Genomic DNA, 20432 nt, shown 5'->3' on the forward strand with positions numbered 1-20432 from the left:
TCCGATTTCTTCGAGCCATATTGTGCGCCATAACGCACAGCGTTATAGTCAAAACCACATTGTACGCAATAGCGCACAAGCTATCAGCATCCACAAGGAAGTTTCCCATGCCCCTAGCCCTCCCCCACATGGTCGCGGGACTCATCGCCGTATTGGTGGGTTACACGAGTTCTGTCGTCTTGATCATCCAGGCCGCCACGGCCGCCGGTGCCGATGCAGCCCAGGTCTCTTCCTGGTTATGGACACTGGGTATCGGCATGGGGGTCAGCTGCATCGGCCTCTCCCTCTATTACCGGATGCCTGTCTTGACGGCCTGGTCCACCCCGGGTGCCGCCCTGCTCATCACCAGCCTGGGGAACTTCAGTCTGGCTGAAGCCATCGGCGCCTTCATCATCTCTTCACTGCTGATCACCCTCTGCGGTATCAGCGGCTGGTTCGACAGGCTGATGCGTCACATTCCCGCCCCCCTGGCGGCCGCCATGCTGGCCGGAGTCTTGCTCAGGTTCGGGCTGGATCTCTTCAAGGTGGCACCGCAAGATCCTCTGCTGCTTGGCACCTTGCTACTGGCTTTCTTGCTGGGTCGCCACCTCTGGCCCCGCTACACCATGGTGCTGGTCCTGGCGGCCGGCATGCTGCTCTGCACCCTGAGGGGCGAGCTGCAACTCAACGAGGTTCACTGGCAACTTTCCACCCCGGTCTGGATCTCGCCAGCCTTTTCCATCGACGCCCTGCTCGGCATCGCACTCCCGCTCTTTCTCGTTACCATGACCTCGCAAAACATGCCGGGCATTGCCATCCTTCGCGCCCACGGCTATCAACCGGCCACTTCTTCCCTGATTGGCTGGACCGGATTCATCGGCGTGCTGCTGGCACCGTTTGGCGGCTATGCCTTCAACCTGGCCGCCATCACTGCCGCCATCTGCATGGGCAAGGAAGTGGATCACGATGTCACTCGACGCTGGCCTGCTGCCGTGTGGGCTGGATGTTTCTACCTGCTCACAGGCTGTTTCGGTGCCACCGTGGTTGCCCTGTTCAGCGCATTCCCTGCGGTGCTGGTCACCTGCGTGGCCGGGCTGGCGCTGCTCGGTACCATAGGCAGCAGCTTGCACAGCGCCTTGCAGCAGGACGAGGAGCGGGAAGCCGCGCTACTGACTTTCCTTGTGACTGCCTCGGGGATCACCCTGCTCGGGGTCGGGTCTGCCTGCTGGGGATTGCTGATCGGAGTGACATTGCATCAAGTCAATCGGCTCCGCGCCTGACCTGACCATCTGGGGAGACTCCAGTGAGACGCAGCACATAATCCTGAGAAGAGCGTTCACATATGAACCTTATTCCTTTCTAGTGACAAAACGGCGCAGATCCTTCCCGACAAGCGCCGTTGTCAGACTCAATACTGGAGAACGAAGATGAGGAATCAGGCTGTCATTTTGTTACTGGCACTGCTGGGCGCCACCACGGCCCAGGCTGCCGACACCGATCGGGAGCTGGCACGCCAGCTCGCGCTGCAGCAGAAGAACCTGCTGCCACTCCTGAACAGTCAGGAATACCAGAGCCCGCTGCCCAACCTGCTGCAAAAGGCCAGCCCGCGCCTGAAGCGCCAGGCTCGGGATGCCAACCAGGCGGCCATCAGTCGGCAAGGGCTGGATGGCGAGGTCAGGGAACTGATGCAACTGCGGCTGGCCAATCCGGACCAGGCGGATGCACTGCAACAAGGGGTTGAGCCACTGGTTGCCTACATACCAAGTGGTGACGAAAAGAGCTGGAGCGCCATCGAGGCGTTCGACAGCGCCGGCAGCCCGATCTATCTCGATGTGAACCAGCCGCCGGCACGGCCGGTACTGGTGGTGGAGGCCGATCCGGTCAAAGCCAAGAATGCCGGCCTGAAGGTGATGCGAAAGGCGCTGGCTGCCGCCGACATGCAGGTGACGCCCCGTGCCACCAGCAACACCACGCCCCTCAAGACCAGCATTCTCAAGAAGATCAGGCTCAACGATGATCAGGAGCCCTGGCTGCTGGGCGCCGCCGAGGTCTATGCCGTCGTGGCCGGGGTCAATCCTGGCAGGGACGAGCCCGTGGTGGATATCGTCGACATGCCCTATCTCGACTACGACAACACCGACTACACCCCCAACCAGATCCTGGTCTATTGGGATCGCTACCGCTGGGGAGCCGTCGACGTGGTCATGATGGAGCAGGATGACAACGTCAATTACAAGGAGCTGAGTGCCCTCCTGATTGACGCACTCAAACTCGGCTTCACTGCGGGTGGCGTACCCGAGGCCCTGCCCTTCCTCGACCTTGGCGGTCGTATCGTCAAGGCACTCCCGGACTCCTGGATGACCAACAACGACGACTACCTCGACACCTTCTATACCCTGGAGCAGGACCAGAGCTATCACCAGTATCCCGGTGCCGCCGGCAATGCAGTCATCGATCTCGAGCCCAGGGAGATCCAGCCAACCCGGCCGTGACTGTCGCCCAAAACAAAAAGCCAATGAGAAGACTCATTGGCTTTTCTGTATCAGAGCCGCAGATCAGGCCTGACCTTTCGGCCTCACACCCAGTGTGTGACAGATGGCGTAGGTCAGCTCTGAGCGGTTCAGGGTATAGAAGTGGAAATCCTTCACCCCTTCCTGACTCAGCACACGCACCTGGTCGATGGCAATGCTGGCTCCCACCATGTTGCGCGTCATCTGATCGTTTTCCAGCCCTTCGAAACGCTGGTGCATCCAGCGCGGGATCTTCACGTTGGTGAAACCGGCAAACTTGGCCAGGGTCTGGTAGTTGGAGACCGGCAGTATCCCCGGCACGATCTCCGCATCGATACCGATGGCGGCGCAGCGATCCCGAAAACGCAGATAGGTCTCCACATCGAAGAAGAACTGGGTAATGGCCCGGTTGGCACCGGCATCTATCTTGCGCTTGAGGTTCAGCAAGTCGGATTGCGCACTGCGAGCCTCGGGGTGGCCTTCCGGATAGGCGGCGACCGAGATGTCGAAATCGGCTTCGGATTTCAGCAGGGCGACCAGGTCGGTGGCATACATGTCAGGCTTGTCGAGACCGGGAGGCAAGTCTCCGCGCAGGGCCACGATGTGGCGAATGCCGCTGTTCCAGTAGTCACGGGCAATGGTGCGCAACTCGTCACGGCTGGCGTCGATACAGGTCAGGTGCGGGGCGGCGATGAGCCCGGTGCGCTCCTTGATGTCCTTGATCACCTTGTGAGTGCGGTCCCGGGTGCCCGAGTTGGCGCCATAGGTCACAGAGACGAATTTGGGCTCCAGCACCTGCAGGCGCTCGATGGACTGCCAGAGGGTGTTTTCCATCCCTTCGCTGTTGGGCGGGAAAAACTCGAAACTGACCGATATGTCGCCACCCAGATCCGCCAAACTCTGGTTGAGTGCCTCAACCTGACGCGCGCTGTGAAATCCCATCTGCTCTCTCCCTGTCCTGCAACCCATTCCTTCACGCCAAAACGGATGTTTGGACGTCTAAACGTCTTTCTATCTTTATGAGAAAACGGATCAAAGTCAATACCGATTTGTCAGCGACAAGGGGGATTGCCGATTTTTTTATTTTGCAATTCAACCTAAGTAATGAGCGACCCCATCCCAAAATGCTGTCAGGCACGCTATGATGCGGGCGGATCGTCCTGGACGTTCTGAATCTGCGTGTGATTGTTTGGCCGGGTTTCCCGGCCTTTTTTTAACTTCTTTCCCCGCCTGCCGATAAGCAATTCAAGCGTTTGCAGGAGCCCCATCATGGAAGATCACCCCGGTTTTGCCACCGATCTGCTGTTCGATCGCTATCAGGGCGAGGTGACGGATCATGATGCGTTCTGGACCGTGCGCACCCCGGGCTCTCCAGACTACTACTTCGGCAACTACCTGCTGCTGCCCACTCCCCCAAGCGATCGTGACAAGGGCTGGCTCGAGGCCAGTTTCGACAGGCTGATTGGCTGGGACCCCCGTATCCGCCACCGCACCTTCCAGTGGCCCCTCGCCGCAGGCCAGAACAGCCGGGTCGCCGGGTTCGTGGCGGCGGGATACCAATACATGGAGTGCGTGGTACTGGCGCTGGGTGCAATGGAGTGGCAAGCCCCCACCGGCAGCGACCTGGCCCCGGCTCGCCCGTTCACCGCGGCAGACTGGGATCAGTGGCTCGCCTTCGAGCTGGCAGAGCGGGATCCCGCCCATTCGGAGGAGCGCTATCTTCCCTATCTCTTGTCACGCCGCCAGCTCTATCAGGCCATGATCGATGACGGGCTCGGACAGTGGTGGGGGTTATGGCACCAGAATCAACTGGTTGCCAGCTGCGGACTCTTCTTCACCGGCACCCTGGGACGCTTTCAACTGGTGCGCACGCACGCAGAGTGGCGAAACCGGGGGCTCTGTCGTCTGTTGCTGAGCCAGGTCGCACGCCAGGGACTGGCACGGGCCAGTTCGCTCATCATAGTGGCAGACGAGCACTATCACGCCCAGCGGGTCTATCGCGCTCTGGGTTTCGTGCCGGTGGCCCGTATCGGCAGCCTGTGCCGCTTGCCACGGGAATGACAAGTCATCACGCAGATGCAAAACGGGAGGCCAAGGCCTCCCGTTCTTCATGGTGAACCATCAGGGCTGTGCCCCCTCCAGTTCGCTGGCGAGCGCCTCCTCCACTTCGGCAGGAGGCGCTGGAGCGACGGCTCCGGACACCGGTGCTGACGGAGGCTGGGTCGCGCTTGCTCCGGAGGGCGCTTGTCCATCCGGCACCACAGGTGCAGCAGGCTCGGTCCCGATGGCCCCCGACACAGGGACGGCAGGCACGCTCGCCTCACACTGACACTCCTGTCCCTTGCCCTGGTTGCCCTGATGGGGGGCATACCACCCTTTCAACCCCTGTTCCAGGCGATCGGCCGCCGCCTTGGGTGCCACGGTTCCCAGCAATACCTGCTGGCTCACCTCGGCCAGTTCATCCCCGAGCTTGGGAGTGCCTCGGGAGAGGATCTGGGTGGCAACCCGGATGGTGGAATCGCACTGATCCCGCCACTCCATCATCTCTCTGGCCGCCGGATTGGTGGCTTCAAAGAAGTGGTTGGAGAGCGAGAAGAAGCCGGGCAGCGAGTTGGTATAGAGCTCGGCAAACTGGGGAGTGGTCAGCCACTGCAGGAAGGTCATGGCGGCCTCCTTGTTCTTGCTGGCCGGATTCATCCCCATACCGATATCGGTGTGATCGGTGAAGAAACAGCCATCCCCCTGCTTTGCCACGGGCGGGCGCATGACACCGAAGTCCACCTTGCCGGTGAAGGGGGCAATCTCCCAGGATCCCGCCGCATAGAAGGCAGCCTTGCCCGAGGTGAACAGCTCGTTGGTGGTGGCGTAGTCGCGGCTCTCGCCCCCCTCCCCCAGGTAGTCACGCCAGCGCGCCAGCTCCTCGAACACCTTGACGTATTGCGGGTTGTTGAAGCGCTCCTGGCCCCCGATCAGCGCCAATCGACCATCCTCCCCCTTCCAGTAGTTGGGGCCTATGTTCTGGAAACCGAGCTCGGAGGCAACCCAGCTCTCCGAGCCGCTCACGGCGAGGGGAACATAGCGACCATCCGCCTTCACCTTGTCCAGGGCCGCGAAGAATGCCTCGCGGGTCTGGGGTACCGTCAGCCCCAGCTCACTGAATATCTTCTTGTTGTAGAAGAAGCCGTGAATCACCGATGCCATGGGTACGCAGAAAGTCTGGGCGCCACTGTCGGTCTGCCAGGGGGATTGGGCAAAGCTCGGGAAGTTCTCCATCCCCGCCATCTCGCTCAGCTCCACCAGATGGCCCGCCTTGAACAGGGCCAGGGAATCGTCAAACGGGCGGCAGGTGATGAGATCCCCCGCCTTGCCCGCCTTGAGGCTGGCCCAGAGGGTCGGCATGTACTCGACGTTCTGCACCCCGTTGAATTTCACCTGAATACCCGGGTGGGCGGCCTCGAATGCAGGAATGATCTTCTGTTCCCACAAGGCCTTGTCATCTATGCGCCAGCTCTCTATCACCAGCTCGCTGGCCATCAGCTGGCCACACAACAGGAGACTCAGGGCCCCGATCCATTTGTTAGCCATAAGTCCTCCTACACCTTGAAATGGGCGATCAATTGCTGCTGCTTGGCGACCAGATCCGCCAGCACCTCACTGCTGCTGGCCGATTCCCGCGCCTCCCGCTCGGTCTCGTAAGCCACATCCGCAATGCCGGCGACATGACGGGCAACCCCCTGACTCACGGAGATCTGTTCCTGGGCGGCATGAGCCACCTGATCCGCCATCGCCTTGATGGCGCTCATCCGCTCGGCAATGGATTGCAGTGCTTCGTCCATCACCCGGGTCTGGGCCACGCAATCCTGGGTCTGCTCCTGGCTGCGTGCCATCACGGCCACCACGTGCTTGCTGGAACTTTGCAGGTTCTCGATCATGGCCTGGATCTCCTCGGTCGAGGTCTGGGTCCGGTTCGCCAGTGCCCGCACCTCGTCCGCCACCACCGCGAAGCCGCGACCTGCGTCCCCCGCCCGGGCCGCCTCGATGGCCGCGTTCAGCGCCAGCAGGTTGGTCTGCTCGGCGATGCTGCGGATCACGTCGAGGATGCTGCCGATGTTGTCGCTGAATTCCCCCAGCTTGTGGGTGATGCCGACCGCCTCTTCCATGGCACCCGCCAGTTGTTCGGTGATCAGGCGCGTAGTCGCCACCTGTTTGCGTCCGGCGCGGGCCTCTTCGTCCGCCAGGTCCACCTCGCGCTTCGTGCCGTCAGTGGAGCGCGCCACCTCGGTCGCACTCACCTCCAGCTCGGTGATGGCGGCAGCCACCTGATCGGTCTGGCTCTTCTGATCCTGCACCCGTGACATGGCCCGCTCGCTTATCTCGGCGGCGCGGCTCGCCTCGTCCACCAGATGGCGCGAGCCGGCATTGATCTGGGCGAGCAGTTCGCCAGTCTTGTCTGCCAGGGTATTGATCGAGCGGGTCAGGCTGCCGAACTCGCAGCGGCTCTGGTAGTCGATGCGCCGGGTCATGTCACCCGTGGCCATGCGATCCAGCTCCCGATCGATGAGTTGCAGCGGACGCTGGATACTGCGGGCCGTGGTGTAACCGATGAGGAGCGCGGCGGCCGCGGAGATGGCAGACACGATCAGGATCCAGGCGCTGGCGCTGCTGACGGCGTCATCCGCCCCGACCCGGCTCGCGCTGGCAATGCTGCCCGCCGATTTGGCCATCTCGTCCAGCAGCGCCAGGCTGTTGACCAGACTGGTGTCGAGTTGCTGGTTCAGGGACTGCAGTGAGGCCGCCAGTTGCTGGCCATTGCGCATGGTCGCCAGCAACCCTTTCGGGCCGAGGGCCAGCTCCTGCATCCGATCGAGGTTGACGATGAAACGCTGCCTCACGTCATCGGGCACCTGCACCCGTTCGAGCCGTTTGCGTGCCATCTCGATATCCTTGCCGAGCACCTTCTCCAATTCATTGAGATCGGTCTTGGCATCGGCCCGGCGGATGTTTTTCAGATCCCGGGCAATGCCGGAGGTGATGAGTTCGGCCTTGTTGCGCATGGAGCGTTTGCTCGCGGTCTGCTGCAGCAACAGGTCGGCGGCCCACTGGTAGGTATCTTCCAGCCGGATGAACGCCAGCTCCAGTTCATGGCGCCGATCGAGTGCGGCCACCCACTGACCGTGCTGGGTCAGCACCTGATCCGCCAGACCGTAGAACTCGCGGGTCGCCCCGTCGACCTGGCGAAACCGCTCGCTTGCCTCGGCCACCCCGTCAAACCGGGCCATCTCCTTGCTCTGGGCCAGGAAACGCTCCTGCTGCGCCTTGAACTGGCTGGCCAGTTGCGGCAACTGGGCCGCCTCCTCGCTGGTTCTGTAGGTGAGCACCCAGCGGTTGCTGTCCTGCAGTGCGCCCTTGAGCCCGGCGACCGCGATCACCAGGGGGGTGGCACGATCAGAAACCTGGGAGAGCCCCTCGTTGATCCCCCGGATCTTCAAGATACTGATGAAGCCGAGCAGAACCAGCAACAACAGCATCAGCACGAAGCCGGCGATGATCCGCTGCACAATAGATAAACCCATGGAGGCATCCTCACTCGTTGGGGAAAGGGGTGAATGCCGAGGTTATCGGCAGCGGGATGCAATGGAATAGCGGTTCGTGACGCGATGGCGGGCCAGATCACAGTTGGCGTGACATGGCAGGCAGAAAAGGGCCCGAACAGAGCCGGGCCAAAGAGACATGCTTGGTTGTCATGGCCGAGCACCGGCCACGTTTGTCATCAGAAGCGGTAGCCGACGCCGAACATGAAGGCCACCGGATCGATGGAGGTGTTGATGGTGCCCACGGCGGTGTGTACATCGGTATCGATGTCGATGAGCCAGGCGGAGGCGTTGACGAACCAGCGGTCATTGATCGCCATGTCCAGGCCCACCTGACCCGCCATCCCCCAGGAGGAGTCCACGCTCACATCCGTCCCGGCCAGGGCACCGCGCCCTTCCTCGTCGAAGAAGGTGGTGTAGTTGATACCGGCCCCCACATAGGGGCGCACCTTGCTGTTGGCATCACCGAAGTAGTACTGCGCCATCAGGGTCGGCGGCAGGTGTTTGACCTTGGCGACCTCACCCAGGCCGGCAGTCGACACCGAGTGGGAGAAGGGGGTCGCGGCCAGCAGCTCGACACCCCAGTTGTCCGTCAACATGTAGGAGAGGGTCAGGCCAAGCTGCATGTTGCTGTCGATCTCCAGCTCGCCTGTCCCCAGCACGTTGTCACTGCTGGTCTGGGGAGAGACGAACGCCAGGCCACCACGGACCAGGATGTCACCGGCCTGATGTGCCATGGCGACGGGGGAAGCAAAAGCGGCTGCGATTAACAGAGGAAGGATCTTTTTCATCACATTATTCCTTTTTTGTTTTCTTTCTATGTTGCAAGCCCGAAAACTATAAAAGGATGTGAATGGCCGGTTATTGATTTAGCTCAATAGTTATCAAGAAATAGATAGATGTACACGGCAGCTTTGATTGGGCAATCAAACCGCAGATGAAAATAAAAAGTCATTCAAATACATGATGATGCCTTAAATTACTGCATCAGCATGAAATGTAAAATACCAATTAAATACACCTTAAACGCGAATTCAACTTCGAAGTGCGACACTCGCCTATGCCGCCTGACGGTACTCTTCGAATACCTTGACAGGCTGCCTGAATCCGAGACATTTCCGAGGTCGTAGGTTGAGCCACTGCTCCGCTCTCCTGACATCCTCGTCCGTGACCTCTCTCAGGTCTGTTCCCTTTGGGATAAACTGCCTCAACAGCCCATTGCTGTTCTCGTTCAGACCGCGCTCCCACGAAGAGTAAGGGTGCGCAAAGTAAGTCTCGGCACCCAGCGCTTCCTCTATCGCCTTGTGTTCGGCAAACTCGCCGCCGTTGTCAAAGGTGATGGTATGCACCTGCTCGATGTAGGGCGTTAACATCTCGATTATCGCATCCCGCACCACCCCAGCCTGTTTGCTCGCGACCCGCTTGACCAGATAGAGCCGGCTCTTGCGCTCCACCAGGGTGACCAGTGCACCTGTGCCTTGCTTGCCCAGCACCGTGTCCGCCTCCCAATCACCGAGCCGCTCCCGGCTATCGACGATAGCCGGCCGTTCATCAATAGAGCGGGCTTCCTTGATGGGAGAACGCAGGCTGCTCGCCCCCTTGCGGTAGCGCTTGTGGCCCTGGCGCAGATGGCGGTACAACTGGCCACCCCGGGCTTTGTCGGCGGCCACATGGCGGTATATCCACTCGTGACTCACCATGAGGCCTATCTGCTTGCCCACCGCGCTTATCTGCTCCGGGCTCCACCACCAGGCGAGTGTCAGCTCGACAAACTGGATGACATCGGCAGATAGCCGAGATTTGGCCGCACTGGCCCGTCGGTGGGTGGCGTGCTGATGCGCATTGTCTGGCTGGTAGCCCTGCGGCCCGGCGTTACGACGCAGCTCCCGGTAGAGGGTGGAGCGATGAACGCCAATGGCGCGTGCGGTGGCAAGGATGGACATCCCCTGTGCGCGAAGCACCGATAACTGGTATCGTTGCCCCTCGGTCAACTGCTGATAGCTCATGGTGATACTGCTTTTACTTTGGCGAGCAGAAGGGTACCACCAATCAGCAGTTGGCCACCTCTCGCCATTCATCCATGAGTGTCGCACTTATTATCTGAATTCCCGAAACATCTTCATATCACCTTTCAATTGTTGTTTAATTATGCCCCGGGGCGTATTTTATTAATGCGATGTAACCATGCTGTAATTTGAATTTTATGAAACCACAGACACGCAAAGACAAAATTCTCGGCATCCTTGCCGCCATCTGGGGGATAGGTTCCTTCCTCTTCATTCTGCTGGGTTTCCTGTTCGCCCTCGCCTTCCTGATGCTGACACACTGAGTCTGCCGGACGAGTCCCTCTTTTCTCCCTCTCATCCCTGGCCGGGCGCCAGACCGGCGCACCTCGCCCACCGGCCAACAAAAAAGGGGCCTTGGCCCCTTTTTCTCGAGTGACGCTTATTTCTCCAGTAGAGGAGCGAGGAAGCGCGCCGTGTGGGACTCCTTGCAACGGCTCATCTCCTCAGGCGTACCCGTCACCAGAATACGGCCACCACCAGCGCCCCCTTCCGGGCCCAGATCGACGATCCAGTCGGCGGTTTTGATGACGTCCAGGTTGTGCTCGATGATGACGATGGTGTTGCCGCGATCCCGCAGCTGGTGCAGTACCTTGAGCAACTGCTGGATATCGTGGAAGTGCAGCCCGGTGGTCGGTTCGTCCAGGATGTAGAGGGTCTGGCCGGTGTCCCGCTTGGAGAGCTCCCGCGCCAGCTTGACCCGCTGCGCCTCGCCGCCAGAGAGCGTGGTGGCGGACTGACCGAGCCGGATGTAGGAGAGGCCCACGTCCATCAGGGTCTGCAGCTTGCGCGCCACCGCCGGCACAGGATCGAAGAAGGCACGGGCATCTTCCACCGTCATCTCGAGGATTTCGTGGATGTTCTTGCCCTTGTACTTCACCTCCAGGGTCTCGCGGTTGTAGCGCTTGCCCTTGCAGACGTCGCACGGCACGTAGACGTCCGGCAGGAAGTGCATCTCCACCTTGATGACCCCGTCCCCCTGGCACGCCTCGCAGCGCCCACCCTTCACGTTGAAGGAGAAGCGGCCCGGCTGGTAGCCACGGGAACGCGCCTCCTGGGTGCCGGAGAGCAGCTCGCGGATCGGGGTGAACAGTCCGGTGTAGGTGGCCGGGTTGGAGCGCGGGGTGCGGCCGATGGGGCTCTGGTCGATATCCACCACCTTGTCCAGATGCTCCAGCCCCTCGACGCTGCGATAGGGCGCAGGTGTGGACTCGGTGGCCTTGTTGAGCTCGCGGTGGGCGATGCGGAACAGGGTGTCGTTGATCAGGGTCGACTTGCCGGAACCGGAGACGCCGGTGACGCAGGTCATCACTCCGATGGGCAGATCCAGGTTGACGTTGCGCAGGTTGTTGCCGCTAGCCCCTTTCAATTTCAGCCACTTGCCGGTGAGCGGGGTGCGCTCGGCCGGGATGGCGATCTGCTTGCGCCCGGAGAGGTAGTCACCGGTCAGGGACTCGGGGTTCGCGATGATCTCCTCCGGCGTCCCCTGGGCAACGATGGCACCGCCGTGCACGCCGGCCCCCGGGCCGATGTCGAGCACATGGTCGGCGAGGCGAATGGCATCCTCATCGTGCTCCACCACGATCACGGTGTTGCCGAGATCACGCAGGTGAGTCAGGGTCTTGAGCAGCCGCTCGTTGTCACGCTGATGCAGACCGATGGAGGGCTCGTCCAGCACGTACATGACCCCCACCAGGCCAGCCCCGATCTGGCTGGCCAGCCGGATCCGCTGCGCCTCGCCACCGGAGAGGGTCTCTGCACTGCGCGACAGGCTCAGATAGTTGAGGCCGACGTTCACCAGGAAGCCGAGCCGCTCGACGATCTCCTTGAGGATCTTGTCCGCTATCTGGGCACGCTGACCGGACAGGTTCAACCCTTCGAAGAAGGCCAGGGCATCGCCGATGGATTGCTCGGCGATGGCGGGCAGGTTGCGATTGTCCACGAAGACGTGGCGGGCTTCTTCCCGCAGTCGGCTGCCACCGCAACTGGTACAGGACTTGTTGGCGATGTATTTGGCCAGCTCTTCCCGCACCGCGTTGGATTCGGTCTCCCGGTAGCGGCGCTCCATGTTGTGCAGGATCCCCTCGAACGGGTGCTTGCGCACCACCACGTCGCCGCGGTCATTCATGTAGCGGAACTCGATCTCGGTGCGCCCGGAGCCGCGCAGGATCACCTCCTGGGTCTTGAGCGGCAGATCCTCCCAGGGGGTCTCCAGGTCGAACTTGTAGTGATCGGCCAGGGATTTGAGCATCTGGAAGTAGTAGAAGCTGCGCTTGTCCCAACCACGGATGGCGCCGCCGGCCAGGCTCTGGCCCGGATCATGGATGAGCTTGGCGGGATCGAAATACTGCTGCACCCCGAGACCGTCACAGGTGGGACAGGCCCCCGCCGGGTTGTTGAAGGAGAAGATCCGGGGCTCCAGCTCCGACATGGAGTAACCGCACTCGGGGCAGGCGAAGTTGGCGGAGAAGGTCATGGGGGCAACCCCATCCTCCCCGTCCATCGGCACCACCAGCACGATGCCGCCGGAGAGAGTCAGCGCCGTTTCGAACGATTCGGCCAGGCGCAGGGCCAGGTCATCGCGCACCTTGAAGCGATCCACCACCACCTCGATGGTGTGCTTCTTGTGCAGCTCCAGGGCGGGAGGATCCGACAGATCGCACACCTCGCCGTCGATGCGGGCGCGGATGTAACCCTGAGCCGCCAGGTTCTCCAGCAGCTTGGTGTGCTCCCCCTTGCGGTTGCGCACCACGGGGGCCAGCAGCATCAGCTTGGCGCCTTCGGGCTGGGCCAGCACCTGATCCACCATCTGGCTGATGGTCTGGGCCGCGAGCGGAATGGCGTGGGTCGGGCAGCGTGGCTCCCCGACCCGGGCGAACAGCAGCCGCAGGTAGTCGTAAATCTCGGTGATGGTGCCGACGGTCGAGCGCGGGTTGTGGGAGGTGGACTTCTGCTCGATGGAGATGGCAGGCGACAGCCCCTCGATGTGGTCCACGTCCGGCTTCTCCATCAGGGAGAGGAACTGGCGGGCATAGGCGGAGAGGGACTCCACATAGCGGCGCTGCCCCTCGGCATAGAGGGTATCGAACGCCAGGGAGGATTTGCCCGAACCGGACAGGCCGGTGACCACGATCAGCTTGTCACGTGGCAGGATCAGGTTGATGTTCTTGAGGTTGTGGGTGCGGGCACCCCGGATCACGATTTTTTCCATCTTGTTGCGCGCTCGATACGGGAACCAGAGCGGGCCAGTATGGCATAGAGACTACTGGATGAATAGACAGTCTTTCCTTCCGTGCCCCCTTCCTCAGAGATACTCCTTGGCCCAGCTCACCGCCTGCAACCGGTTCTTGACGTTCAGCTTCTTGAAGACGTTGTAGAGATGGGATTTGACGGTGTGTTCACTCACGAACAGGCTGTCGGCGATCTCGGTGTTGGAGGCCCCCGTCATCAGGTGACGCACGATCTCCTGCTCGCGGGCGGTCAGCAGCGTCTGCTGACGCTGAGGTTGCCCGCTCCCCTTGCGGTAGTAGTCCACCAGGTCGCACAGCAGGTGGCGCGGGATCCAGTACTCCCCCTGCAACACCTTGCGGATGCCGAAGACCAACCTGTCCAGCGTGTCCTGACGAAAGAAGAGCCCGCTGGTATGGGGCCACATCAGCAGCAGCTCTTTGTTGGTGCTGGTCGGGGCATTGAGCAACACGGCACTGGCCTCGCCAAAGCGCTGGCAGATGGCATTGCTCCACAGCTCCTGCTGGGTCGACTTGAGGTAGTCCAGATCGATCAGCAGCAAGGTTTTGGGGGCGCCCTCTGCAACGTCTGGCAGGTCATTCAGCTCCCCCACCAGCAAGATGGGCAGACCAAGCTCTTCACTGAGGTGACGCTGGAAACGGGAGGCTTGTGCGTTATTTTCGGTGATCAGCACCAGGAGGGAGTCGGGCGTCATCAAGAGAACTTCCTTGCACATTCGAGTCGGGGCTTTTTGGCAAGGAAGAGTACCAATCCCCCTCCTGGCTGCAGCATTAAAAAAGTATTAGACGCATCGGTGGCTCCTTTGAAGCCCAGCAATTTTCCAGCCAATACAATTGGCTAGCACGCCCCCCCCCATTTGGGGGGTCAAGTAGTGCCGGTGCGCACCATAACAGCTCCGCCCTCTTCACGCAGCCTGCCCCAGCCGCCTCCCCTTGCTGGTGACACCTTACCTCGGGTAAGTTACTCAGGCTGTGGCGATCCATTGACGCCACAGTGGCAGGGAAGATGTGCGCTCATGCCCGCCAACTGGTACTATGGCGGCCAAACGCTGCGGCCGATCCATGACGCCTCTGCCGGCAAGCTCCGGCGCAGCCAGGACACTGAAGAGAGATGACACCCAGCCAGGGCGCGCATCTCGTTGCAAACAAACGCATTATTGAATGGGCCCAGGCATCTGGCCTGGCCGGTATACATAAGGGTGGAAGAGAGATTATGGCCAGTCGAGGCATCAACAAAGTCATTCTGATCGGTAACCTGGGGCAAGACCCGGAAGTGCGCTACATGCCGAGCGGCGGTGCCGTGACTAACATCACCCTGGCCACCTCCGATACCTGGCGCGACAAGCAGACCGGTGAGCAGAAAGAGCGCACTGAATGGCACCGTGTCGTCTTCATGGGCAAGCTGGCCGAAGTGGCCGGCGAGTACCTGAAGAAGGGCTCCCAGGTCTATGTGGAAGGCAAGCTCCAGACCCGTAAATGGCAGGATCAGAGCGGCCAGGAGCGCTACACCACCGAGGTGCTGGTCGACAGCTTCACCGGTGTGATGCAGATGCTGGGTGGCCGTCCGCAGGGCGGTGGCCAGGGCATGGGCGGCCAGTCATCCCAGGGCAACTGGGGCCAGCCGCAACAGGCTGCACCGCAACAGAACATGCAACGTCCTGCTGCCCCGCAGCAGAACATGCAACCGCAAGGCGGTTACGGCCGTCCGGCCCAGCAGCCGCAATCCGCCCCGCCGGTCTACAACGAACCGCCGATGGATTTCGACGACGATATTCCGTTCTGATCCCCTGCGGCAGGCCCTGATTCATCAGGGCCTTTTTTTACCTGTTTCTGACGCATTCACCTCTCCCGACGACCATGTTGCTGCCACTCTCCCGCGCTTTACGTCCCCTTCGTCCAGGCTTGTGGCTATCATCGAGACGATTTCTCCCTTCGGGAACCTGCATGAACCACTTGAGCCGTCTGCTGTGCTTCGCCCTGCTGATGTTCGGCGGCCACCTTGCTGCGGAGCCGCTGCGGGTGGGAGTCAGCTTTGCCATTCCTCCCTATGTCATCAGCCACGAAGACAGGGGCATTGAACTCGATCTCATGCGAGAGGCCTTCGCAGGCAGCCCCCATGAGCTTCAGGTCGTCTATCTTCCCCTGGAGCGCACCTTCAGGATGCTGGAGGAAGGCAAGCTGGACGCCATCATCAACGTCAAACCCGGCATGCTGGAAAGCGCCTACCTCTCACAGCCGGTGATCACCTTCCACAACCGGGTCTTCACCCTGGCGCCGACGGCAGTCCACACCATGAAGGATTTGCAGACCCTGCGAGTCAGTGCCTTCCAGCGTGCACGGCAGATTCTGGGAACGACCTTCTCCGACATCGTCGACCAGAATCCCCGTTATGAAGAGGTGGCGAGGCAGGAGGGACAGGTACAGCGGCTCCTGCTCGGGCGCACCGATGCCGTGATCCTGGAACAGCGAGTGTTCTACTACTATCTGGTGCAGTTGCTCGGGGATGACCAGGAGGGCGACCGCTATCCCAAGGACAGGGTCAGACAGCACGACCTCTTCCCCCCGACTCACTACCACTTCGCCTTTCGCGAGGCGGGCCACCGACAATGGTTCGACAGACAGCTCGCCAAGATGAAGGCGGACGGGCGCTATGAGCGGATCTTTGCCGCCTATGGCACCACCTCTACTGCCGGAGACAAAAAAGCCAGCCCATGATGGACTGGCTTGATACCGGCTCCAGGGAGCCGCAGTGGATGGAGCGTTACTTCATCGCGCTGCCGTTTTTCAGCTCTGCTTTCTGACGTTTGGCTTCGCGTTTCTCTTTCAGTGACATCTGCGGTTTTTTCTTGGCATCTTTGCCGTGATGCTGTTCTTTGTTGCTCATCATCAGACTCCAAAAAGGTTACCTGGACAGTTGGAACGGGTGTTCCAGCATGTCAGCCGAATCGTGGATTTCAGTACGCCAACAGTGACGATCGGGGATCGCACTGGCCTCAGCATACTCCCAATCTTCCGCCGGGATCCAGCCTCCCGGCAGCGCCTGTCAGCCAGGCGTTCCCGTAGCGTGCTCCCCCCGGAAATGACGACCGGGCGACACTTTTGGCATCCGGGGACGGATGGTCAGCCTGTCCCCGATGGATGTGTGTTAGGGTGGGCATTCAACGATCGCAGGAGCGCGTCATGAAGAAGCTGGAAATGAAGGATCTGACCGAGGCCGAGAAAGCCGAGATTGCCCTGCTGGTGCAAAAGGCCCAGGCCAATGCCGATCACACCCTGACCAACGGGGAGCGCAACAAGATCCGTGAGGCAGGACGCCAGAAGATCGCCGCCGATCGCGCCCAGGCCGCCAAGGCGGCTTCCGCACTGGCGCGGGAGAAAGCCAAGGAGCGAGCCAGTGCCCAAGTACTGCCCGACACCTTCAGCTGGTCCGATTCCGTCAGCAACAAATACCGTGGCAGACGGTAACGGCAGAATGAACGCACGCAGATGACGCTGCTGCAAAAAAGGGGGCTGGCAGAGCGTGATGTCATCTCCTTGAAAAGGGCAGCAGGAGGCCCCTGGCAGCTGATGCACACCCGGATAAAACGCCTATCCAGCCATCACTGACTGAAACGAATACCAAGATAAAGATTGCCATGACAGGGTGTGCGTGTTCTAATCGTTTTCGATGGTTCGGTAGTTCAGACCTGATTATGTTAGGCAGTCATCTTAAAGCAGTGATTTGTGCAGGCAGTTATCCCCGATAATTCTTGCCAGATAATTCTCCTTCTTTAGTGCTCCCCATACGTATTTCTGACGAAAAATCATGGATTGCCGCTCCGGTGGCGTTTCACTAATCACTACTCAAGGAAATTATCATGTCCAAAATGACTGGTACCGTAAAATTCTTCAACGCCGAGAAAGGCTTCGGTTTCATCTCCCCGGCTGACGGCAGCAAAGACGTGTTCGTTCACTTCTCCGCCATCCAGTCCAACGGTTTCAAAACCCTGGAAGAAGGTCAGCGCGTTGAGTTCACCATCGAGCAAGGCCAGAAAGGCCCGGCTGCTGCGAACGTCGTTCCGCAGTAATTCAAGCCGGAGCACCTTCCCCTCTTTGGGCAAGGGCCTCAGCAAGAATTGAAAAAACCCGCTTCGGCGGGTTTTTTGTTGCCCGTTTCCGGGTGACCGACCTGTTGCCCTGCTTCCCTCTCGCCACGGGAGCAAAAAGGGCACCCTGGTGGTGCCCCATTTCCTGGTCAGGTTCCTTACAGGGGCAGGCTGATCCGCGCCTCCAGCCCCCCCTCCTGGCGATTGTGGAGACTGAGCTCACCGCCGTGCTGGTGCACCAGGGTGCGGGCGATGGCGAGCCCCAGTCCCACGCTGCCAGACTCGGTGTTGCGGGCTTCATCCAGGCGCACGAAGGGCTTGAACACCTCCTCCAGCTGGCTCTCCGCAATCCCCGGCCCCTGATCGCGAACCAGGATCAGCAACTCGCCGTCACCGCGCACCAGCGAGACCTCGGCCCCCCCTGCGTACTTGATGGCGTTGCCGATGAGGTTTTGCAGCACCCGGCGCAGGGTGTTGGCGCGGCAGGCGTAAACCTGCTTGCCCTCGGCCAGGCAGGTGACGGGCTGGCCCATGTCGGCATAGTCGTCACACAGGCTCTCCAGCAGGCTGACCAGATCCAGCTCCCGGGTCGCCTCCTGCTGCCCCTCCTCCCGGGCAAAGCTCAGGGTCGCCGCCAGCATCTGCTCCATCTGCTGCAGGGTCTGCTGGAAGCGCTCCTTGTCTTCCCCGTCCGCCAGAAACTCGCTGCGCAGCCGCAGGCTGGTGATGGGGGTGCGCAGGTCGTGGGAGATGGCGGCCAGCATCCGGGTTCTGTCCTGCACGAAGCGATCGAGCCGGGTGTGCATCCGGTTGAAGGCCTGGATGGACTCGCGGATCTCGGTGGGCCCCTCCTCACGCAGGGGCTCGATGTCCTCACCACGCCCCAGCCTGTCGGCGTTGGCGGCCAGTTGCTTGAGGGGACGGGTCGCCCGGCGGAACAGCCAGATCATCAGGCCGATCACCAGGCTCGCCACCAGCAGCAGGTTGAGGGTGGTCTGCCAGGACCAGCTCGCCGTCTCCTTGTCCACCAGGGAGCTGAACTGGAGCCAGCCGCCGTTGGGCAGTTCGATGGAGCCGTAGAGCCGCATGTCCTGGGGCGGCGGCATGCCGTTGCGATCCTTCATCATGCGGTTGTGGTGCTGCCAGGCCCGGCTGCGCTGGATGTCCTGCTTCAGCTCGGCGCTGATCTCCACCGCCAGGGAGGATGGATAGCCGAGCTTGGCCCGCACCAGCTTCTCGAAGCGGGGGCTGCGGTTGTCCGGTTGCAGCGGCTCGTCGGAGAGGCGCAGCAGCAGGGTCTCGCTGCGGCTCGCCTTGAGGATCTCGTGATAGAGGGATGGGGGTGAGAGGGAGAGCAGGCGCACCACGGAGATGATCCGTTGCATGGCGTTGCGGCTGTTGACGTAACCGAGGGCCTCCTCCCTGTCCGAACGGTAGATCTGGATACTGAGCAGCTGGATCAGCACCAGCCCCGCCAGGGCCACCAGCACTATCTGGCCGGTCAACCCCTTGGGCAGCAGCCTGGCGAAGACGCGCTTGATCATGTCGGCCTCACTCCTGGGTCACGTCGGCGGCGAACAGGTAACCGCCACCCCAGATGGTCTTGATGAGCTCGGGATTCTTGGGATCCCGCTCCAGCTTGCGCCGCAGCCGGCTCACCAGGGTATCGATGGCGCGATCGAAGGCCACCGCCTCCCGGCCACGGGCCAGATCCAGCAACTGATCCCGGCTCAGTACCCGCTGGGGCCGCTCCAGAAACACCTTGAGCAGATCGAACTCGGCGGTGGAGAGGCTCATCCCCACCCCCTCCTCGTCCACCAGCTCGCGGCGATTGACGTCGAGCAGCCAGCGATCGAAGCGCAGATCCCGGGTCAGGGTCTCCGGCACGGGCAGGCTCTCCGCCTGGGTACGGCGCATCACCGCCTTGATGCGGGCCAGCAGCTCGCGGGGGTTGAACGGCTTGGAGAGGTAGTCGTCCGCCCCCATCTCCAGCCCTATGATGCGATCCGTCTCCTCCCCCATGGCGGTGAGCATGATGATCGGCAGGCGGGATTTGACCCTGAGCTCGCGGCACAGGGTGAGGCCATCCTCCCCCGGCATCATCAGATCTAGCACCAGCAGGTCGAACTCCCGCTCATCCAGCAGCCGCTTCATCTCCTTGCCATCGCGGGCGCAACTGACGCGCATGCCATGCTGCTCCAGAAAGCGCTTGAGCAGATCGCGGATCTCGCTGTGGTCATCGACCACCAGAATATGAGGGCTGCCTTGGTTCATCATCATCTCTCCGTTATCGGGCTGGGGCGATTATACGAAAATCAACCGGGCGGGTTGTGTCAAAGTGTGCCAGCACGCCCCTGTGCCACACTCTGCTACAAAATAGGCTTCTACTGGCAAATTTCAGACACTTCCACGGTGTTTACTGGATACCAAGGCGAAAGAGCCTCTACCCGTACACATCCGACAGGAGTTACCCATGAAAAAGCTGACCAAGACCCTGCTGACCGCCACCCTGATCCTTGGCCTGCCGCTGGGCGCCTATGCCGCCAGCGAGGCGGTCTCCACCGCGCAACCGACCCAGGCCACGGCGACCGGTTGCCCCATGGACGGTACCGGCATGATGGGCGGCAAGCATCATGGCGGCCGCCACGACAAGATGGCCCGCATGAAGAACATGACCCCGGAACAGATCCAGGCCCATCTGCAACAGCGCTACGACAAGATTGAAGATCCGGCCAAGAAGGCGGAGTTCGTGAAGAACCTTGGTCTGCGTGCAGACGGCATGATCAAGCACGCCGAGGTGATGAAGCAGTTCGCAGAAGCAAACCAGTAAGTCGAAGTGATGAAGCCGTTTGCCGAAGCAGACCAGTAAGTCGAGATGATCAAGCTGTTCGCAGAAGCAAACCAGTAAGTCGACGTAATGAAGCGGTTTGCCGAAGCAGACCCGTGATCCGGCGGG

General features: G+C 61.1%; 19 protein-coding genes. 9 read left to right on the forward strand and 10 right to left on the reverse strand.

What is annotated here, in order from left to right; all coding sequences use genetic code 11:
- Window positions 1–107 precede the first annotated feature (107 nt).
- Together H7R73_RS20875 and H7R73_RS20880 are read left to right on the forward strand one after the other, a co-directional pair.
- Complete coding sequence (locus tag H7R73_RS20875) at window positions 108–1259, forward strand: benzoate/H(+) symporter BenE family transporter (RefSeq protein WP_039040111.1); 1152 nt, start codon at window positions 108–110, stop codon at window positions 1257–1259.
- Between the two features lie 147 nt (window positions 1260–1406).
- Complete coding sequence (locus H7R73_RS20880; protein WP_103259437.1) at window positions 1407–2471, forward strand: DUF3103 family protein; 1065 nt, start codon at window positions 1407–1409, stop codon at window positions 2469–2471.
- Between the two features lie 63 nt (window positions 2472–2534).
- On the opposite strand, the gene metF is transcribed toward H7R73_RS20880, so the two are convergent.
- Complete coding sequence (gene metF, locus H7R73_RS20885; RefSeq protein WP_010674220.1) at window positions 2535–3431, reverse strand: methylenetetrahydrofolate reductase; 897 nt, start codon at window positions 3429–3431, stop codon at window positions 2535–2537.
- Between the two features lie 327 nt (window positions 3432–3758).
- On the opposite strand from metF, the gene H7R73_RS20890 reads away from it, so the two are divergent.
- Window positions 3759–4550: a GNAT family N-acetyltransferase gene (locus tag H7R73_RS20890; RefSeq protein ID WP_182951403.1), complete on the forward strand. Its 792-nt coding sequence runs from the start codon at window positions 3759–3761 to the stop codon at window positions 4548–4550.
- Window positions 4551–4610: 60 nt separating this feature from the next.
- On the opposite strand, the gene H7R73_RS20895 is transcribed toward H7R73_RS20890, so the two are convergent.
- The 4 genes from H7R73_RS20895 to H7R73_RS20910 all read right to left on the reverse strand — a co-directional run bounded on the left by H7R73_RS20895 (window position 4611) and on the right by H7R73_RS20910 (window position 10086).
- Window positions 4611–6074, reverse strand: a complete 1464-nt coding sequence (locus H7R73_RS20895) for an extracellular solute-binding protein (protein ID WP_052815869.1) — start codon at window positions 6072–6074, stop codon at window positions 4611–4613.
- Between the two features lie 8 nt (window positions 6075–6082).
- Window positions 6083–8062 (reverse strand): methyl-accepting chemotaxis protein, encoded by a 1980-nt coding sequence (locus H7R73_RS20900; protein ID WP_103259436.1) that lies wholly within the window; start codon window positions 8060–8062, stop codon window positions 6083–6085.
- A gap of 197 nt (window positions 8063–8259) precedes the next feature.
- Entirely contained in the window at window positions 8260–8871 is a 612-nt protein-coding gene (locus H7R73_RS20905) for an OmpW family outer membrane protein (RefSeq protein WP_010674216.1), read from the reverse strand.
- A 267-nt stretch (window positions 8872–9138) separates the two neighbouring features.
- Entirely contained in the window at window positions 9139–10086 is a 948-nt protein-coding gene (locus tag H7R73_RS20910) for an IS30-like element ISAs2 family transposase (RefSeq protein ID WP_019706001.1), read from the reverse strand.
- 197 nt (window positions 10087–10283) lie between these two features.
- Between H7R73_RS20910 and H7R73_RS24440 the strand changes: the two genes are divergently transcribed.
- Window positions 10284–10409: a hypothetical protein gene (locus tag H7R73_RS24440; RefSeq protein ID WP_010674215.1), complete on the forward strand. Its 126-nt coding sequence runs from the start codon at window positions 10284–10286 to the stop codon at window positions 10407–10409.
- A 116-nt stretch (window positions 10410–10525) separates the two neighbouring features.
- Here the strand turns inward: H7R73_RS24440 and uvrA are convergent, their stop codons facing one another.
- The gene (gene uvrA / locus H7R73_RS20915) at window positions 10526–13354 is read right to left on the reverse strand and encodes an excinuclease ABC subunit UvrA (RefSeq protein WP_039040117.1); all 2829 of its coding nucleotides are present in this window, start codon (window positions 13352–13354) and stop codon (window positions 10526–10528) included.
- A gap of 93 nt (window positions 13355–13447) precedes the next feature.
- Window positions 13448–14086 (reverse strand): LuxR C-terminal-related transcriptional regulator, encoded by a 639-nt coding sequence (locus H7R73_RS20920; RefSeq protein WP_010674213.1) that lies wholly within the window; start codon window positions 14084–14086, stop codon window positions 13448–13450.
- 518 nt (window positions 14087–14604) lie between these two features.
- Between H7R73_RS20920 and H7R73_RS20925 the strand changes: the two genes are divergently transcribed.
- Window positions 14605–15174, forward strand: coding sequence for a single-stranded DNA-binding protein (locus H7R73_RS20925; RefSeq protein WP_010674212.1), 570 nt, complete (start codon window positions 14605–14607; stop codon window positions 15172–15174).
- Window positions 15175–15335: 161 nt separating this feature from the next.
- The gene (locus H7R73_RS20930; protein WP_103259435.1) at window positions 15336–16106 is read left to right on the forward strand and encodes a substrate-binding periplasmic protein; all 771 of its coding nucleotides are present in this window, start codon (window positions 15336–15338) and stop codon (window positions 16104–16106) included.
- A gap of 46 nt (window positions 16107–16152) precedes the next feature.
- Here the strand turns inward: H7R73_RS20930 and H7R73_RS24445 are convergent, their stop codons facing one another.
- Entirely contained in the window at window positions 16153–16275 is a 123-nt protein-coding gene (locus H7R73_RS24445) for a hypothetical protein (protein ID WP_010675895.1), read from the reverse strand.
- Window positions 16276–16571: 296 nt separating this feature from the next.
- Here H7R73_RS24445 and yjbD point away from each other — a divergent pair, with 296 nt between their 5' ends.
- Both yjbD and cspE read left to right on the forward strand, forming a co-directional pair.
- Entirely contained in the window at window positions 16572–16856 is a 285-nt protein-coding gene (yjbD, locus tag H7R73_RS20935) for a DUF3811 domain-containing protein (protein ID WP_039040119.1), read from the forward strand.
- A 392-nt stretch (window positions 16857–17248) separates the two neighbouring features.
- A complete protein-coding gene (gene cspE, locus H7R73_RS20940; protein WP_010675897.1) occupies window positions 17249–17458 on the forward strand; it encodes a transcription antiterminator/RNA stability regulator CspE in 210 nt (69 codons plus the stop codon).
- Window positions 17459–17634: 176 nt separating this feature from the next.
- On the opposite strand, the gene H7R73_RS20945 is transcribed toward cspE, so the two are convergent.
- Entirely contained in the window at window positions 17635–19020 is a 1386-nt protein-coding gene (locus tag H7R73_RS20945; protein WP_049636323.1) for an ATP-binding protein, read from the reverse strand.
- Between the two features lie 7 nt (window positions 19021–19027).
- Window positions 19028–19750: a response regulator gene (locus tag H7R73_RS20950; RefSeq protein ID WP_010675899.1), complete on the reverse strand. Its 723-nt coding sequence runs from the start codon at window positions 19748–19750 to the stop codon at window positions 19028–19030.
- A gap of 199 nt (window positions 19751–19949) precedes the next feature.
- On the opposite strand from H7R73_RS20950, the gene H7R73_RS20955 reads away from it, so the two are divergent.
- Window positions 19950–20306 carry a hypothetical protein gene (locus tag H7R73_RS20955; RefSeq protein WP_010675900.1) on the forward strand — a complete coding sequence of 119 codons (357 nt, stop codon included), beginning with the start codon at window positions 19950–19952 and terminating at the stop codon, window positions 20304–20306.
- Window positions 20307–20432 lie beyond the last annotated feature (126 nt).

Source organism: Aeromonas sp. WP2-W18-CRE-05 (assembly GCF_014168615.1).
GTDB lineage: Bacteria > Pseudomonadota > Gammaproteobacteria > Enterobacterales > Aeromonadaceae > Aeromonas > Aeromonas caviae.

Excerpts from the sequence above, each read along its gene's own strand:
- H7R73_RS20875 (WP_039040111.1), top strand. The coding sequence starts at position 108 with ATGCCCCTAGCCCTCCCCCACATGGTCGCGGGACTCATCGCCGTATTG.
- H7R73_RS20880 (WP_103259437.1), top strand. The coding sequence starts at position 1,407 with ATGAGGAATCAGGCTGTCATTTTGTTACTGGCACTGCTGGGCGCCACC.
- metF (WP_010674220.1), bottom strand. The coding sequence starts at position 3,431 with ATGGGATTTCACAGCGCGCGTCAGGTTGAGGCACTCAACCAGAGTTTG.
- H7R73_RS20890 (WP_182951403.1), top strand. The coding sequence starts at position 3,759 with ATGGAAGATCACCCCGGTTTTGCCACCGATCTGCTGTTCGATCGCTAT.
- H7R73_RS20895 (WP_052815869.1), bottom strand. The coding sequence starts at position 6,074 with ATGGCTAACAAATGGATCGGGGCCCTGAGTCTCCTGTTGTGTGGCCAG.
- H7R73_RS20900 (WP_103259436.1), bottom strand. The coding sequence starts at position 8,062 with ATGGGTTTATCTATTGTGCAGCGGATCATCGCCGGCTTCGTGCTGATG.
- H7R73_RS20905 (WP_010674216.1), bottom strand. The coding sequence starts at position 8,871 with ATGAAAAAGATCCTTCCTCTGTTAATCGCAGCCGCTTTTGCTTCCCCC.
- H7R73_RS20910 (WP_019706001.1), bottom strand. The coding sequence starts at position 10,086 with ATGAGCTATCAGCAGTTGACCGAGGGGCAACGATACCAGTTATCGGTG.
- H7R73_RS24440 (WP_010674215.1), top strand. The coding sequence starts at position 10,284 with ATGAAACCACAGACACGCAAAGACAAAATTCTCGGCATCCTTGCCGCC.
- uvrA (WP_039040117.1), bottom strand. The coding sequence starts at position 13,354 with ATGGAAAAAATCGTGATCCGGGGTGCCCGCACCCACAACCTCAAGAAC.
- H7R73_RS20920 (WP_010674213.1), bottom strand. The coding sequence starts at position 14,086 with ATGACGCCCGACTCCCTCCTGGTGCTGATCACCGAAAATAACGCACAA.
- H7R73_RS20925 (WP_010674212.1), top strand. The coding sequence starts at position 14,605 with ATGGCCAGTCGAGGCATCAACAAAGTCATTCTGATCGGTAACCTGGGG.
- H7R73_RS20930 (WP_103259435.1), top strand. The coding sequence starts at position 15,336 with ATGAACCACTTGAGCCGTCTGCTGTGCTTCGCCCTGCTGATGTTCGGC.
- H7R73_RS24445 (WP_010675895.1), bottom strand. The coding sequence starts at position 16,275 with ATGAGCAACAAAGAACAGCATCACGGCAAAGATGCCAAGAAAAAACCG.
- yjbD (WP_039040119.1), top strand. The coding sequence starts at position 16,572 with ATGAAGAAGCTGGAAATGAAGGATCTGACCGAGGCCGAGAAAGCCGAG.
- cspE (WP_010675897.1), top strand. The coding sequence starts at position 17,249 with ATGTCCAAAATGACTGGTACCGTAAAATTCTTCAACGCCGAGAAAGGC.
- H7R73_RS20945 (WP_049636323.1), bottom strand. The coding sequence starts at position 19,020 with ATGATCAAGCGCGTCTTCGCCAGGCTGCTGCCCAAGGGGTTGACCGGC.
- H7R73_RS20950 (WP_010675899.1), bottom strand. The coding sequence starts at position 19,750 with ATGAACCAAGGCAGCCCTCATATTCTGGTGGTCGATGACCACAGCGAG.
- H7R73_RS20955 (WP_010675900.1), top strand. The coding sequence starts at position 19,950 with ATGAAAAAGCTGACCAAGACCCTGCTGACCGCCACCCTGATCCTTGGC.